At 67.3% G+C, this 13,469-nt stretch carries 16 protein-coding genes; 6 read left to right on the forward strand and 10 right to left on the reverse strand.

What is annotated here, in order from left to right; translation table 11 throughout:
* Window positions 1-226: 226 nt before the first annotated feature.
* The 6 genes from AB4Z00_RS04050 to AB4Z00_RS04075 form a co-directional block, all read right to left on the reverse strand.
* The gene (locus AB4Z00_RS04050) at window positions 227-1,153 is read right to left on the reverse strand and encodes a PEP-CTERM sorting domain-containing protein (protein ID WP_442045017.1); all 927 of its coding nucleotides are present in this window, start codon (window positions 1,151-1,153) and stop codon (window positions 227-229) included.
* A gap of 254 nt (window positions 1,154-1,407) precedes the next feature.
* Window positions 1,408-2,454 (reverse strand): Holliday junction branch migration DNA helicase RuvB, encoded by a 1,047-nt coding sequence (gene ruvB / locus AB4Z00_RS04055; RefSeq protein ID WP_442045018.1) that lies wholly within the window; start codon window positions 2,452-2,454, stop codon window positions 1,408-1,410.
* Window positions 2,455-2,542: 88 nt separating this feature from the next.
* Window positions 2,543-3,151 carry a Holliday junction branch migration protein RuvA gene (ruvA, locus tag AB4Z00_RS04060; RefSeq protein ID WP_132264723.1) on the reverse strand — a complete coding sequence of 203 codons (609 nt, stop codon included), beginning with the start codon at window positions 3,149-3,151 and terminating at the stop codon, window positions 2,543-2,545.
* Between the two features lie 53 nt (window positions 3,152-3,204).
* On the reverse strand, window positions 3,205-3,732 hold the full coding sequence (locus tag AB4Z00_RS04065; protein ID WP_442045019.1) for a nucleoside deaminase: 528 nt from the start codon (window positions 3,730-3,732) through the stop codon (window positions 3,205-3,207).
* Window positions 3,733-3,752: 20 nt separating this feature from the next.
* Window positions 3,753-4,229: a crossover junction endodeoxyribonuclease RuvC gene (gene ruvC / locus AB4Z00_RS04070; protein WP_132264722.1), complete on the reverse strand. Its 477-nt coding sequence runs from the start codon at window positions 4,227-4,229 to the stop codon at window positions 3,753-3,755.
* Between the two features lie 8 nt (window positions 4,230-4,237).
* Window positions 4,238-5,002 carry a YebC/PmpR family DNA-binding transcriptional regulator gene (locus tag AB4Z00_RS04075; RefSeq protein ID WP_132264720.1) on the reverse strand — a complete coding sequence of 255 codons (765 nt, stop codon included), beginning with the start codon at window positions 5,000-5,002 and terminating at the stop codon, window positions 4,238-4,240.
* A gap of 208 nt (window positions 5,003-5,210) precedes the next feature.
* On the opposite strand from AB4Z00_RS04075, the gene AB4Z00_RS04080 reads away from it, so the two are divergent.
* Window positions 5,211-5,945, forward strand: coding sequence for a CPBP family glutamic-type intramembrane protease (locus tag AB4Z00_RS04080; protein WP_442045020.1), 735 nt, complete (start codon window positions 5,211-5,213; stop codon window positions 5,943-5,945).
* 142 nt (window positions 5,946-6,087) lie between these two features.
* Here the strand turns inward: AB4Z00_RS04080 and AB4Z00_RS04085 are convergent, their stop codons facing one another.
* Entirely contained in the window at window positions 6,088-6,324 is a 237-nt protein-coding gene (locus tag AB4Z00_RS04085) for a DUF2312 domain-containing protein (protein WP_086492369.1), read from the reverse strand.
* 281 nt (window positions 6,325-6,605) lie between these two features.
* Here AB4Z00_RS04085 and sugE point away from each other — a divergent pair, with 281 nt between their 5' ends.
* Window positions 6,606-6,923: a quaternary ammonium compound efflux SMR transporter SugE gene (gene sugE, locus AB4Z00_RS04090; protein WP_132265308.1), complete on the forward strand. Its 318-nt coding sequence runs from the start codon at window positions 6,606-6,608 to the stop codon at window positions 6,921-6,923.
* A gap of 49 nt (window positions 6,924-6,972) precedes the next feature.
* Here the strand turns inward: sugE and AB4Z00_RS04095 are convergent, their stop codons facing one another.
* Window positions 6,973-7,284 (reverse strand): DUF1244 domain-containing protein, encoded by a 312-nt coding sequence (locus AB4Z00_RS04095; RefSeq protein WP_442045021.1) that lies wholly within the window; start codon window positions 7,282-7,284, stop codon window positions 6,973-6,975.
* 79 nt (window positions 7,285-7,363) lie between these two features.
* Between AB4Z00_RS04095 and pyk the strand changes: the two genes are divergently transcribed.
* Entirely contained in the window at window positions 7,364-8,848 is a 1,485-nt protein-coding gene (gene pyk, locus AB4Z00_RS04100; RefSeq protein ID WP_243654147.1) for a pyruvate kinase, read from the forward strand.
* A 66-nt stretch (window positions 8,849-8,914) separates the two neighbouring features.
* Here pyk and AB4Z00_RS04105 read toward each other — a convergent pair whose 3' ends face one another.
* Both AB4Z00_RS04105 and AB4Z00_RS04110 read right to left on the reverse strand, forming a co-directional pair.
* A complete protein-coding gene (locus AB4Z00_RS04105; RefSeq protein WP_442045022.1) occupies window positions 8,915-9,202 on the reverse strand; it encodes a GIY-YIG nuclease family protein in 288 nt (95 codons plus the stop codon).
* Between the two features lie 67 nt (window positions 9,203-9,269).
* Window positions 9,270-9,932 (reverse strand): YggS family pyridoxal phosphate-dependent enzyme, encoded by a 663-nt coding sequence (locus tag AB4Z00_RS04110; protein WP_442045023.1) that lies wholly within the window; start codon window positions 9,930-9,932, stop codon window positions 9,270-9,272.
* Here AB4Z00_RS04110 and AB4Z00_RS04115 point away from each other — a divergent pair.
* The 3 genes from AB4Z00_RS04115 to AB4Z00_RS04125 all read left to right on the forward strand — a co-directional run bounded on the left by AB4Z00_RS04115 (window position 9,931) and on the right by AB4Z00_RS04125 (window position 13,461).
* Window positions 9,931-10,494, forward strand: coding sequence for a thiamine phosphate synthase (locus AB4Z00_RS04115; RefSeq protein WP_442045024.1), 564 nt, complete (start codon window positions 9,931-9,933; stop codon window positions 10,492-10,494). The two genes, AB4Z00_RS04110 and AB4Z00_RS04115, sit on opposite strands and share 2 nt — an antisense overlap.
* 97 nt (window positions 10,495-10,591) lie before the next feature.
* On the forward strand, window positions 10,592-13,009 hold the full coding sequence (locus tag AB4Z00_RS04120; protein ID WP_442045025.1) for a DNA translocase FtsK 4TM domain-containing protein: 2,418 nt from the start codon (window positions 10,592-10,594) through the stop codon (window positions 13,007-13,009).
* Window positions 13,009-13,461 carry a hypothetical protein gene (locus AB4Z00_RS04125; RefSeq protein ID WP_442045026.1) on the forward strand — a complete coding sequence of 151 codons (453 nt, stop codon included), beginning with the start codon at window positions 13,009-13,011 and terminating at the stop codon, window positions 13,459-13,461. The genes AB4Z00_RS04120 and AB4Z00_RS04125 overlap by 1 nt, the downstream gene beginning before the upstream one ends.
* Window positions 13,462-13,469: the final 8 nt, after the last annotated feature.

Here is a 13,469-nt window from a genome sequence, read left to right on the forward strand (position 1 = left end):
GCCAGCCACAAGGCTGAGAAAAACCCCGTCCCGCGCTCACGCGGGGCGGGGTTTTCTTTTGGGAGAAGATGTCCGGCCTCTCCGCCAGGCCGCAGAGAGCATTTCCGGCGCGCGAAGCGGCTTGCTTCCACACGCCCGCCCCGCACACGAAAAAGGGGTGAGCGCCCCCCGACGCTCACCCCCGTCTCCAGCTGGCCGCGTATCGCAGCGCGCTGGCTGGCTGCCCTCAGCCGGACTTCTTGCGCACCAGACGCTGGCGGCCGACTACCGCTGCCGCAGCCGCGCCGAACAGGATCAGCATGGGCGGGGCGGGAACGTCGGTCGGCGGCGTGGTCGGCGGCGGATTGTCGCCGCCCGAGGATGTCGAGGTCGAGCTGGAGGTCGAGGACGACGTCGAACTGGAGCTGCTCGACGACGAGGACGTGGAGCTGGACGAGCTTGTGCTGGTCGAGACGTTGCCCGAGCTGGAAGAGCTGGTGCTGGTAGAAACATTGCCCGAGCTGGAAGAGCTGGTGCTCGTCGAGACATCGCCCGAGCTGGACGATGTCGTCGTGGAGGTGATTCCCCCCGACGTCGTCGAGGTGATGCCGCCGGTCGTCGTGGTCAGTCCGCCGGTGGTCGTCGTCGTCAGGCCGCCGGTCGAGCTRGAGGACGAGGTGGAACCGCCCGTCGTGGTGGTGGTCAATCCGCCGGTGGACGAAGAGCCCGAAGTGGAGCCGCCGCTGGAGGTGGACGAGATGATGACGTTGCCGCCGCCCGATCCGCCGCCGCCGAAGAAACCACCGAAGAAGCCGCCTCCGAAACCGCCGAAGCCGCCGCCACCGCCGCCGACCACCACCGGGGCACCGCCGCTGCCGCCCGCATAGGACGGCGCCGGGGCGGGCGGGATATAGGGCGGAGGAAGTGGGACGGAGACCATCTGCGGCACGTCGGGCCGCGGGATGATGCGGCGCGCGCGCTTCACTTCGCGCGGCGGATCCTTGCGGACGATCCGCTTGGCCGGATGGCGCGGCTTCGCCGTCTTGGCCATCTTGACCTTGCGGTACTCGACCGACTTGCGCTGCGTCTCGGCCACATGGACCGCGCCACCGCCGATGATAGCGCAGCCTGCCGCACAGGCAGACAGTTTAGCGAGGGCCATACGAACCGACATGATCGTCTCTCTCTTCGTTCTGTTCGGCCCTGTCCGTTCGGGAATATGCCCAAAGGGGAACACGGGAGCCGACTTGCCCTGAACAAACGCAGAGAGCGGTTAACGGAACAATGGCATTTACCGAGATTCGACAGCGCCGAGGCAGAAAATGCGTTAGTTTTCGGAGGTAACGCGCAAGCTGTACCGAACCGGGACTATCCGAAGGCCCATCTGTAAACGCCCCCGACAGTTTGTTGCGCGGAACGCGTGCGCGTTCAGTCCCCGTCCGAATCGAACAGTGCCCCCTGCGGCCCCTGTCCGCTGCCGCCATTCGGCGGCGTCATGCCCAGGTGCGTCCAGCCCCGGTCGTTGAGGCAACGGCCCCTGGCCGTGCGGGCGATAAGGCCCAGCTGGATGAGGTAGGGCTCGATCACTTCCTCGATCGTGTCGCGCGGTTCGGACAGGCCCGCCGCCAGCGTTTCGACGCCCACCGGGCCGCCCTTGTAGATGCCGGCGATCATCTGCAGGTAGCGGCGATCCTGCGCGTCGAGACCGATGAAATCCACTTCCAGCCGGGTCAGGGCATCGTCGGCGATTTCGTGCGTGATGACGTCGGAGCCGGCGACATGGGCAAAGTCGCGCACACGGCGCATCAGGCGCCCGGCGACACGCGGCGTGCCGCGCGAGCGGCGCGCGATCTCGGTCGCCCCGCCCTTGTCCATGCCGATGCCCAGCAGGTTGGCGCCGCGCGTGACGACTTTCTCCAGCTCCTCAACGGAGTAGAACTGCAGGCGCACCGGAATGCCGAAGCGATCGCGCAGCGGGGTCTGGAGCAGGCCCTGCCGCGTCGTGGCGCCCACCAGCGTGAAGGGCGGCAAGTCGATCCGCACCGAACGCGCCGAAGGCCCCTCGCCGATGATGAGGTCCAGCGCGCGATCTTCCATCGCCGGGTAGAGCACTTCCTCGACCACGGGATTGAGGCGGTGGATCTCGTCGATGAACAGCACGTCGCCATGCTCGAGATTGGTCAGCAGCGCCGCCAGGTCGCCCGCCTTGGCGATCACCGGGCCGCTGGTGGCGCGGAACCCCACGCCCAGTTCCCGCGCGATAATCTGCGCCAGGGTCGTCTTGCCGAGGCCGGGAGGCCCGAAGAACAAAGTATGATCCATCGCCTCGCGCCGCGACTTGGCGCTCTCGATGAAGACGCGAAGGTTGTCCTTCGCCGCCGCCTGCCCGACGAATTCCGCCAGAGTCTTGGGCCGCAGGGCCGCATCGGCGTCCTCGGGCTGGCGGGTTGGGGTAAGGATGGGGTTATCGGTCATGGGTTGGGCATCTGACGAGGAAAGGAACCCGAAACGGGTGCAGGGTGACGAAGTTCTCTACGGAGCCGCGCCCGGCGGATTGCAGCCATCATCCCGCCGCCTTCTTCAGCGCCACGCGAACGAGGTCATTGAGCCCCGCATCCTCGCCCAGTTCCTCGACGGCCTTGCCGACCGCCATGCTGGCCACCGCGGGCTTGAAGCCGAGGTTCTGGAGCGCGGAAACGGCATCCGCGCTGGAAAAACCGGCAGGAGCGGCGGCCGAGGCCAGACCGGGCGTGCCCGGTGCGGTGGGCATGCCGCCGGCCTTGTCCTTGAGTTCGTTGACGATGCGGCTGGCCAGCTTCGGCCCGACGCCGTTGGCGCGCGCGACCATGGCGGAATCGCCGCCGGCGCAGGCGCGCTGCAGTTCCTCGGTCGTCAGGGCGGAGAGGATCGCCAGCGCCACTTTCGAACCGACGCCCTGCACGGCCGTCAACAGGCGGAACCAGTTGCGCTCCGCACCGCTGGTGAAGCCGATGAGGCGCTGGTCGGTCTCGGAAACCTGCATCTCGGTATGGACGACGACCTTGTCCCCCCGGATGCCGAGATGGTCGAGCGTACGCGCCGAACAATGGACAAGATAACCGACGCCGTTCACGTCGATGATCGCCCAGTCGGGGCCGGTGTCGTCTAGCAGACCTGTAAGCTTGGCGATCATGGTTTGTTCCTATGGCAGGAACGATCGCGCGACGCCAGCCCCGCCGGGCGCCTTCAGGTGTTTGCCTGTTGATCTTCGGAAACCTGGTCCCACGGTCGGTAATAGAGCGTTGCGCAGGCCTGCGCCATCACGCCGCCGGTCACCGACAGGTCGTCCTTCCAGGCGTCGGTCACGAAATCGAGTGTCGAAAGGTGGCGATCCTCGAAATACATGGCATGCACGTCCGCCCGGCCGGCACCGTAGACGATCCGGCTGACTCCCGCCCAGATCGCCGCCATCGTGCACATTCCGCAAGGTTGCAGCGTGGAATAGAGCGTCGCCCCCTCCACGCGCATCGCGCCCACGGCCCGGCCGGCAAGGCGAAAGGCTTCGATCTCGGCATGGGCGGTGGCGTCGCAGCGCTCGGCCGTGCGGTTGACCCCGGCCGCGATCAGCTTTCCATCGAGCACGACGAGCGCGGCAATCGGGGTGTCGGCGGGATCGGTGCCCTTTTCGGCCACGGCGATGCGGATCGCCTCGGCCATCCAGCTGGCATCGGCCCGGTCTTCATCGCTGCCTCGTTCTTCGCCGTGCGGTTCCATGACGCGCACAACGCGCCGACCTAACGGTGGCTCCCGAGCATGTTGGCATGCGTGATGGCCACGGCCAGGGCGTCGGAGGCGTCCTCACCCGCCAGCTTCACGCCGGGCAGCAGCACTTTCAGCATGTGCTGGATCTGCTTCTTGTCGGCGCCGCCGGTGCCGACGAGCGCCTTCTTGATGACCTTGGTGGAGTATTCGGCCACCGGCAAACCGGCCCGCGCGATCGACAGCATGGCAACGCCGCGCGCCTGCCCCAGCTTCAGCGTCGACTGCGGGTTCACGTTGACGAAGACCTCCTCCACCGCGCCCGCATCGGGCCGGTGGAGGAGAATCACGTCGGTGAGCGCGGCATCGAGCTCGACCAGCCGCTCGGCCATGCCGGCCTTCGCGTCGGTGCGGATCTGCCCGTTGGCAACGTGGCTGAGGCGGCTGCCGCTCTTGGCGACCACGCCCCAGCCCGTGCAGGTGAGCCCCGGATCGAGGCCGATGATGATCACGGCTGGGCTTAGCCCAGCTTTTCCATGACTTCGTCGGAGATGTCGTAATTGCCCCAGACGGTCTGGACGTCGTCGTCTTCTTCGAGGGTGTCGACCAGCTTCATCAGCGTGCCGGCAGTGTCGGCATCGACGTCGACAGTGAGGTTGGGCTTCCACGCCAGCTTCACGCCCTCGGCTTCGCCCAGGACCTTTTCCAGCTCGCGGGCGACTTCGTGAAGCGAATCGACCGAAACCCAGATCTGGTGGCTGCCGGGATTCTCGTCGCCATCGCCCATATCGCTCTCGACATCGTCGGCGCCGGCTTCGATGGCGGCTTCGAGGACCTTGTCCTCGTCACCCACGCTGCCGGGGTATTCGATCAGGCCGAGGCGTTCGAAACCGTGCGAAACCGCGCCCGAAGCACCAAGGTTGCCGCCGTTCTTGGAGAAGGCGGTGCGCACGTTGGTGGCGGTGCGGTTGCGGTTGTCGGTCAGCGCCTCGACGATGAGGGCCACGCCGCCGGGGCCGTAGCCCTCGTAGCGCACTTCCTCGTAGTTCTCGGCATCGCCCTTGCTCGCCTTGTCGATCGCGCGCTGGATGTTGTCCTTGGGCATCGACTGCGCCTTGGCCGCATTGACGGCGGCGCGCAGGCGCGGGTTCATGTCCGGATCAGGCATGCCCATCTTGGCCGCGACGGTGATTTCGCGGGAGAGCTTGCTGAACTGCGCCGAGCGCTTTTTGTCCTGCGCGCCCTTGCGGTGCATGATGTTCTTGAATTTGGAATGGCCTGCCATGGGTCCGCTCTTGCTTCGCTCGTCTGCCTGCCTGCGGACTGATCCGCGAGGCCCGGAGAATGAGGTCCGGTGAATGTTGTGTGCCAATTGACGCAGGGCGCGCCTTACAACAGGCCGGCACCCGAGGGCAACCGCCCGCTCCGCACGCCGATCATGCGCCGCATCGCACAACGAATTGGCAAGGATGACGGGGCTATCAGGAACGGACATGGCTACCCGAACCCACCCGCCCGCCCGTTCCGCGCCGCCTTTCGCACCCTTGGGCGTCCTGCGCGAACTGCCGTCTTTCCTGCGGCGGCCCGCCGTGCTGACGCCGATCGGCCTGCGCAGGCGCGAAGGCTGGGCGGCGCTCGGCGTGCTGGAAACGGTTCACATCGCCGGACTTTTCCTGGTGGTGCTGCCGCTCATCGGGATCTGGCAGCAGGCCATGCACCTTTCCCCGCCCGATGCTTTCGACAAGCTACCGGGAGGCTGGCTGCTCCCCTTCACGATCCTGATTGCCCCGATTGCCGAAGAGGCGCTTTTCCGCGGCTGGCAGACGGGGCGGCCCCGCGCGCTCTGGCTATTGGCCTGTACCGTGGTGCTGGCGATCCTGGTGGTCTGCGCGAAAGGCATGGCGCCGATGGTGCTGGCAGGCGCGCTGGCGGCACTGGCCCTTGCGGCGCTGGGCGGCTGGATCGCCTTGCGCAAGCGGCGCGCGCCGATAGCCGGATTCCTAACGGCTTATCCGGCGGTGTTCTGGATCGTGGCGCTGGTCTTCGCAGGCGTGCACCTGACGAACTACCCTGCCGTCTCGGTGCTGACGCTGCCGCTGGTGCTGCCGCAATTGTGGGCGGCGCTGCTGCTGGGCTTCACCCGCCAGCGCGTGGGCCTGCACGCCGCCATGCTCCAGCACGCCGGCGCCAATGCGGCGACCATGCTGCTGGTGCATTTCGGGACGTGACGCGCGTTTCTGCCCGGCCGCAAGGGCGGGGAGAGACGCCGGAGGCTTCGCCGGGTGCGCTCGCCACGAAAGTGACGAGCTTGCTGCACCGGCCCAAGTCCTTGTTTGGCGAGCCTTCGACGGATGTCGAAGGCGCGCGGCATCAGTCGATGCCGAGTGCCGTCTTGTAGGTGTCGAGCAGCATGTCCATTTCGCGGCGGTCATCCGGCTTCATCTTACGGATGCGCACGATCTGGCGCATGATCTTGACGTCGTAGCCGACTGCCTTGGCTTCGTTGTAGACGTCGCGGATATCGTCCGAGATGCCCTTCTTTTCCTCTTCGAGGCGCTCGACGCGCTCGATCAGCAGGCGCAGGCGATCGTCGGTGGTTTCGGCCATCGGTGTAGTGCTCCAATAGGAATCGTGAATCGGTTTGGCGGCGGCTGATAGCGACTGCGCCGGATTCGGGCAAAGCGCCGACCTGTGGAAATCCTGTGTGTAATCCGCAGCAAGGGCGCCCGGCCCTTCCCCGTTGCATCCCCGACGGGCCCGCGTTATTCGCCCCGCGAGCGGCGACCACGTTCCCGCCTCCCCGGCCGAACCGACCTCGCGCCCGGGAGCATCAAGACCGGGACGGCCCGGCAACCATTTCAGGAGGTTGCCCCCCAATGCCCACTGCCATGCCCTGGATCGTTCTCGTCATTGCCGGCCTGTTCGAAGTGGTCTGGGCCTCGGCGATGAAGCAGTCCAACGGCTTCACCCGCCTCTGGCCCAGCATCGTCACGATCGCGGCCATGCTGGCGAGCTTCGGCCTGCTGTCCTGGGCGATGCGCGTGCTGCCGCTGGGCACCGCCTACATGGTCTGGACCGGCATCGGCGCGCTGGGCGCCTTCATCGTCGGCATCGTCCTGCTCGGGGAATCGGCCAGCGCCATGCGCCTCGCCGCGGCCGGGCTGATCCTGGCCGGTCTGGTCATGATGAAGCTCGCGAGTTCCTGAGGGCGCTGGCACACCCCCGAAACCGGCCCCGGGACATCGCCCCGGGGCGTCAGTGCGATCCGCCGTTTTTCTTCAGGCTTTCCTCCATCCGCGCGATCTGCTCGGGCGTGGCCTCGCTCTGATAGGCATCCTTCCAGGCGCCAAAGGGCATGCCGTGGATCACTTCGCGCGCCGCGGCCTTGTCGCCATCGTAGCCCGCATCGCGGATCCAGTCCGCCAGGCAGTTGCGGCAGAAGCCGGCCAGCCCCATCAAATCGATGTTCTGCGCATCGTGGCGGGTCTGGAGGTGCCGCACGAGGCGACGGAACGCCGCAGCCGCCACAGCGTCGTCGAGTTGGTCGTTCTGGTCGTTTCCGTTCATATTTCTGGCAATCGTCCTTGGTTTGTCATGCCGCCTTTGCCATATGTCGCCGAAATATCGAAAGAGAGGCAGACAGATTTTGGCCACCACCCCTCCGTTTCGTCGTTCGCCGCACCATCGCGGCATCAAGCGCCAGCGCAAGGTGAAGATTCTTGCCACCCTGGGGCCGGCCAGCCGCGACAAGGAGACCATCGCCAAGCTGCTCAAGGCCGGCGCCGATGCGTTCCGTGTCAACATGAGCCATGGCGATCACGAGACCCATCGCGAAACCATCGCCAATATCCGCGCGGTCGAAAAGGACCTGATGCGCCCCGTGGCGATCCTTTGCGACCTCCAGGGCCCGAAGCTGCGCGTCGGCACTTTCGCCGAGGGCAAGGTGTTCCTGCGCCACGGCGCCCACTTCACGCTCGATCGCGATCCCACGCCGGGTGACGAGAACCGCGTCTGCCTGCCGCATCCCGAACTCTTCGGTATTCTCCAGAAGGGCCAGCGCCTGCTGATCGACGACGGCAAGCTGCGCCTGGTGGTTATCAAGCCGGAAGCCGATTCGATCCTCTGCACCGCCGAAGTCGGCGGGTTCATTTCCGACCGCAAGGGCGTGAACGTGCCCGACGCGATCGTGCCGGTGCCCGCGCTGACCGACAAGGATCGCCGCGACCTCGCCTTCTCGGTGGAGCAGGGCGCCGACTGGATCGGCCTGTCGTTCGTCCAGCGCCCCGAAGACGTGGCCGAAGCGCGCCGCTTGATCGGCGGTGCCTGCGCGCTCATGTCGAAGATCGAAAAGCCCGCGGCGGTCGATTCCATCGACGGGATCATCGAGCTTTCGGACGGCATCATGGTCGCCCGCGGCGATCTGGGCGTGGAACTGCTGCCTGAAGAAGTGCCGCCGATCCAGAAGCACATCATCGCCAAGACCCGCGCCATCGGCAAGCCGGTGGTGGTGGCCACGCAGATGCTGGAATCGATGATCACCAGCCCCTCGCCGACCCGCGCCGAAGTGTCCGACGTGGCCAATGCCGTCTATGACGGCGCCGACGCGGTCATGCTCTCGGCCGAAACGGCAGCGGGCCAGTGGCCGGTGGAAGCGGTGACGATCATGGACCGCATCGCCATCAAGGTGGAGACCGACTCCACCTATCGCGAGCGCATCCACCTTGCCCAGACCCCGCCCGACGCCACCACGGCCGACGCGCTCTCCGCCTCCTGCGCCACCATTGCCGACACCCTGCCGATCGAAGGCATCATCGTCTTCACCGGTTCGGGCGGCTCGGCCCGCCGCGTCGCCCGCGAGCGTCCCGCCGCGCCGATGCTGGTGCTCACGCCCTCGCAGAAGACCGCCCGCCGCCTTGCCCTGCTCTGGGGCGCGCATGCCGTGACTACCAAAGACATCGGCAGCTTCGAGGAGATGATCGCCAAGGGCAAGCGCATGGCCCTGCGCCACGGCTTCGGCGCCGCCGGCACGCGCCTGGTGGCACTGGCCGGCGTCCCCTTCGGCACGCCGGGTTCGACGAACCTGCTCCATGTGGTGACGCTGACCGGCAACGAGCTGGAAACGCCGAACTGAGGCTGAGGCGCGGCTGGTAGAACAGTCCCGGACTTGATTCGGGACGACCGGCTGCGCCTCACCCGCCTACAAGTAGAGCGCCAAGTCCTCCCAAGGCGGATTGGCGCTCTCTATCGATGCCGGCATCCATTCCCGCCGCCAGCGCCTGAGTTGCTTCTCACGCGCGATCGCTTCCTGATTGGTGGCGTGACACTCGACCAGAACGAGCCGGTCGGCCCGATACTTCCGGCAGAGTTCGGAACTTCGCCCTTCGCGGTGCTGCGCGATCCGCCCGTGGATTTCCGCTGTAGCGCCAACGTAAAACGCGCCGAATTCGCGGTTCGTCCTGATGCAGGTGAAGCCGCCGCTGCCCATCAGGCATAGCGTGGCTCGGCCAGCGGTCCCGGATCAGGTCCGGGATGCGCCCGCTTTAAAGTTCAGATCAGCCCCGCGCGCCGAACAGGGCGCTGCCGACGCGGACATGCGTGGCGCCGAGCATGATGGCGGTCTCGAAGTCCTCGCTCATACCCATCGAAAGCTGCGACAGGCCGTTGTCCGCCGCAATCTTCGCCAGGAGCGCGAAGAACGGCGCTGCCTCGATGCCCTGCGGCGGCACGCACATCAGGCCCGCGACCGGAAGCGCGGCCTCGCGCGCGGCAGCCAGCAATGCGGGCACTTCGGCAATGGCGCAGCCGCCCTTCTGCTCCTCGGCGCCGATATTGACCTGCACGAAGCAGGGCACCCGGCGGCCGGTCCTGTCCATCGCCTTGCCGAGCGCGGACACCAGCGAGGGGCGGTCGACCGAATGGATGCAGTCGAACAGGTTCAGGGCATCCTCGGCCTTGTTGGACTGGAGCTGCCCCACGAGATGAAGCGAAATCCCCTCGTGCTCGCCGCGCAGGGCCGGCCACTTGGCCTCGGCTTCCTGGACGCGGTTTTCGCCGAAGACGCGCTGGCCCTGGGCGATAAGGGGCGCAAGGGCCTCGGCGGGGTGAGTCTTGGAGATGGCGACGAGTTCCACCGATTCGGCCTCGCGCCCGGCAATGCGGGCAGCCTGGGCGATGCGGGCACGAATGTCGTCGAGAGGAGATACTGGCTGATCCATGGCGCGCTGCTATAGCGGCTTCGTGCCGAACCGCCACCCGCCTCTTCCCGACATCTGGCTCATCTCCGACGCCCGCAACGACGAAGCCCTGGAGCGCACCCTCGCCCGCCTGCCGCGGGGATCGGGGCTGGTCTATCGGCACTATCACCTGGCACCTGCCGCGCGCCGCGCCCGGTTTGTAGCGCTTGCGCGCGCGGCCCGCCGCTTCGGGCACAGCGTGTTCCTGTCGGGCCCGGCGCGGGCGGCGCGGGGCTGGGGTGCAGACGGCGCTTATGGCGCGCCCGCAAGGCTGGCGCGGGGGCCCGCTTGCCTGCGCCTCGTCACCGTCCATTCCCTGCGCGAACTGGGCCGGGCTCACCGCGCCCGCGCCGACGCCATCCTGCTCTCGCCGGTCTTCGCGACCCGCTCTCATCCCGGCGGGGGGACGCTCGGCCGCGTGCATTTTCACTTGCTCGCCGCCCGTTCCGCCGTTCCGGTGATTGCGCTGGGCGGCATGACAGTGCATCGGGCGCGCACTTTGCCGTCGAGGAAATGGGCTGCGATTCAGGGCCTTGCCCGCTAGCCCACAGGGCTGTTCCCGATCCATTCTTGACGGCGAGTCCCGCCAGAGCGCATTATCCGGGCCTGATCAGAGGCCCGATTTCCAGGGGGAATTCTTAATGGCCACCCGGCCCATCGCACCAGGACGGCGGATCGCCAAGCCGAACTGGCGCGCCGTTCTCAAGCGCTCCCTGCGCCGCGCCTCCGAACTGAGCGGCGCGCTGACGCTGTTCGCGGCCATGGCATTCCTGGCCCTGGCACTCGTCAGCTATCACCAGACCGACCCTTCCGCCTCCACGGCCGCAGGGGGTCCGGCGCAGAACTGGATGGGCTCCGTCGGCGCCTGGGTGGCCGAGCGCGCGCTGGTGCTGTTCGGCCCGGTTTCGGCCTTGTTCGTGCCGCTGCTCTACGTCTTCGCCCGCAAGCTCTGGCTGCTGGTGGAAGAGGACGACAACGAGATCGAGCATTCCAACCAGCGCTGGTGGCGCCCGGTGGCGGTGCTGGCGATCGCCATGACGCTGATCGCCACGGTCATGTCGCTGGTCTTCACGGCGCCGGGCGGCGTGCTGCCCGCCTCGATGGGCGGCATCACCGGCCTGCTGGGCGCCAAGGGCATCACCGGCATCGCGGCCTTCGCGCCCGAAGTCGTCCAGGGCTGGATCAAGCTCGTGCTGGCGCTGCTCTGCGCGCTCGCCGGCGTGGCCCTGGCCGGACAGGTCTTCGCGGTCGACTGGGTGCGCCTGCTGACATTGCCGGGCCGGATCGGCCGCCTGCGCGGCGAAGGCGAGGCAGCGCCCGCCATGTCCGAGAAGACCAAATCACGCGACAAGGGGGCACGCGATACAAGCGCGCGCGACGTGGGCGAGGAAATGGCCAAGCCCGCGCCCCGCATCGATGCGCCCGCCGCCGCTTTCGACGCTGCGGCCGACAAGCCGCGCAAGGCGCCCGAAATCAGCGATCCCAAGGCCAGCGCCGCCCCTGCGCAGCTCAACCTGGGCAACCGCCAGAAGGACATGTTCGACAAGTACGAACTGCCCGGGCTCGACATCCTGGCCGATCCGCCGCCCAATTCGCAGCCCAAGGTCGACAAGCTCAGCCTGGAGCGCAATGCGCGGCTGCTGGAAACCGTGCTTGACGACTTCAACGTCAAGGGCGAGATCACAGCCGTGCGCACCGGCCCGGTCGTCACCATGTACGAGCTGGAGCCTGCTCCCGGCATCAAGGCCAGCCGCGTGATCGGCCTGGCCGACGACATCGCCCGCAACATGAGCGCGATTTCCGCGCGCGTCGCCTCGATCCCCGGCCGCACGGTCATGGGCATCGAGCTTCCGAACGCCGACCGCCAGATGGTCTCGTTCAAGGAAATGGTCGCCTCGGAGGCTTTCGCCAACCACAAGGGCATGCTGCCGATCATCCTGGGCAAGGACATCGCCGGCGAGCCCGTGGTGGCGGACCTTGCAACCATGCCGCACCTGCTGGTCGCGGGTACCACCGGGTCGGGCAAGTCGGTCGGCCTCAACGTCATCCTGCTTTCGCTGCTCTACCGCCTCACCCCCGCGCAGTGCCGGCTGATCCTCGTCGATCCCAAGGTTCTTGAACTCAAGAGCTACGACGATATTCCGCACTTGCTCTCGCCGGTGGTGACCGAACCGCCGAAGGCCGTGCGCGCGCTGAAGTGGGCGGTAGAGGAAATGGAGCGCCGCTATCGCCAGATGAGCGAGATTTCGGTGCGCAACCTTGCCAGCTTCAACGAAAAGGTCCGCGCCGCCGCCGCCAAGGGCAAGCCGCTCGGCCGCCGCATCCAGATCGGTTTCGACCCGGAGACGGGCGAGGAACTCTACGAGGATCGCCAGCTCGATTACGAGACGCTGCCGCAGATCGTCCTCATCGTCGACGAACTGGCCGACCTCATGGTCACGGTGGGCAAGGAAATCGAAGTGCTGATCCAGCGCCTCTCGCAAAAGAGCCGCGCGGCGGGCATTCACCTCATCATGGCCACGCAGCGCCCCTCGGTCGACGTCATCACCGGCGTCATCAAGGCCAACCTGCCGACCCGTATCTCCTTCGCCGTAACCAGCCGCATCGACAGCCGCACCATCCTGGGCGAACAGGGCGCCGAGCAGCTGCTCGGCAAGGGCGACATGCTCTACAAGCCCAGCACCGACCCGATCAAACGCGTCCACGCGCCCTTCGTCTCGGACGAGGAAGTCGAGCACGTTGCCGATCACTGGCGCGGCCAGGGCAAGCCGAACTACGTCGATGCCGTCACCGAGGAGCCGGAGGAAGGCTCCTTCGGCTTCGACGACCTCGACGCCACCGCGTCGGACCAGCCGGAAGAGCGCAAGTACCGGCAGGTCTGCCAGCTGGTGTTCGAGAACCAGAAAGTCTCGGTCTCGTGGCTCCAGCGGCAGATGGGCGTCGGCTACAACACCGCCGCCAAGTGGGTGGAGCGCATGGAGAACGACGGCTACGTCGGCCCCGCCAACCACGTCGGCCGCCGCGACATCTACCGCGACGAGAACGGCAGCCCGCTCTGATGCCAGCCGGAAAGCGCGGCCTGACCCTGCTCGGCCTGCTGGCCGCGCCCGCCCTGGCCACGACCGGCGGGGCCGCGACGGGCGGGGCGGCGACGGGCGTGGCGGCGCAATGGCAGCGTCTGTTCGTGCCCAGCGTGGAGAACACGCTCGGCCGCAGCGTCTATGTCGACAAGGCCAGCGTGAAGGCCGGCATGATCGGGCGGCAGTTCCGGCAGATGCAGGTCCTGCTGCGCGCCAATGCCGGCTATCCGCAAGGCACCGTGCTCTACACCGAGCGCGCGGTGGACTGCACCGGCAGCCGCGCCCTGTCCTATCACTGGCGCATCGTCCGATCGAACGGCACGGTCCTGCGGGACTGGAGCGATGCCAGCCCAAGCATCTCCGGCGTGCAATGGGCGGGCGAGGACGGGCTGGTGCTGAAATATGTCTGCACCGGCGTGCTCCCGCGCTGAGCCATCGC

Source organism: Novosphingobium sp. YAF33 (assembly GCF_052113265.1).
In the GTDB taxonomy this organism is placed as follows: domain Bacteria; phylum Pseudomonadota; class Alphaproteobacteria; order Sphingomonadales; family Sphingomonadaceae; genus Novosphingobium.

Excerpts from the sequence above, each read along its gene's own strand:
- ruvB (WP_442045018.1), bottom strand. The coding sequence starts at position 2,454 with ATGACCGATAACCCCATCCTTACCCCAACCCGCCAGCCCGAGGACGCC.
- ruvA (WP_132264723.1), bottom strand. The coding sequence starts at position 3,151 with ATGATCGCCAAGCTTACAGGTCTGCTAGACGACACCGGCCCCGACTGG.
- AB4Z00_RS04065 (WP_442045019.1), bottom strand. The coding sequence starts at position 3,732 with ATGGAACCGCACGGCGAAGAACGAGGCAGCGATGAAGACCGGGCCGAT.
- AB4Z00_RS04075 (WP_132264720.1), bottom strand. The coding sequence starts at position 5,002 with ATGGCAGGCCATTCCAAATTCAAGAACATCATGCACCGCAAGGGCGCG.
- AB4Z00_RS04080 (WP_442045020.1), top strand. The coding sequence starts at position 5,211 with ATGGCTACCCGAACCCACCCGCCCGCCCGTTCCGCGCCGCCTTTCGCA.
- AB4Z00_RS04085 (WP_086492369.1), bottom strand. The coding sequence starts at position 6,324 with ATGGCCGAAACCACCGACGATCGCCTGCGCCTGCTGATCGAGCGCGTC.
- sugE (WP_132265308.1), top strand. The coding sequence starts at position 6,606 with ATGCCCTGGATCGTTCTCGTCATTGCCGGCCTGTTCGAAGTGGTCTGG.
- AB4Z00_RS04095 (WP_442045021.1), bottom strand. The coding sequence starts at position 7,284 with ATGAACGGAAACGACCAGAACGACCAACTCGACGACGCTGTGGCGGCT.
- AB4Z00_RS04105 (WP_442045022.1), bottom strand. The coding sequence starts at position 9,202 with ATGGGCAGCGGCGGCTTCACCTGCATCAGGACGAACCGCGAATTCGGC.
- AB4Z00_RS04115 (WP_442045024.1), top strand. The coding sequence starts at position 9,931 with ATGGCGCGCTGCTATAGCGGCTTCGTGCCGAACCGCCACCCGCCTCTT.
- AB4Z00_RS04110 (WP_442045023.1), bottom strand. The coding sequence starts at position 9,932 with ATGGATCAGCCAGTATCTCCTCTCGACGACATTCGTGCCCGCATCGCC.
- AB4Z00_RS04120 (WP_442045025.1), top strand. The coding sequence starts at position 10,592 with ATGGCCACCCGGCCCATCGCACCAGGACGGCGGATCGCCAAGCCGAAC.
- AB4Z00_RS04125 (WP_442045026.1), top strand. The coding sequence starts at position 13,009 with ATGCCAGCCGGAAAGCGCGGCCTGACCCTGCTCGGCCTGCTGGCCGCG.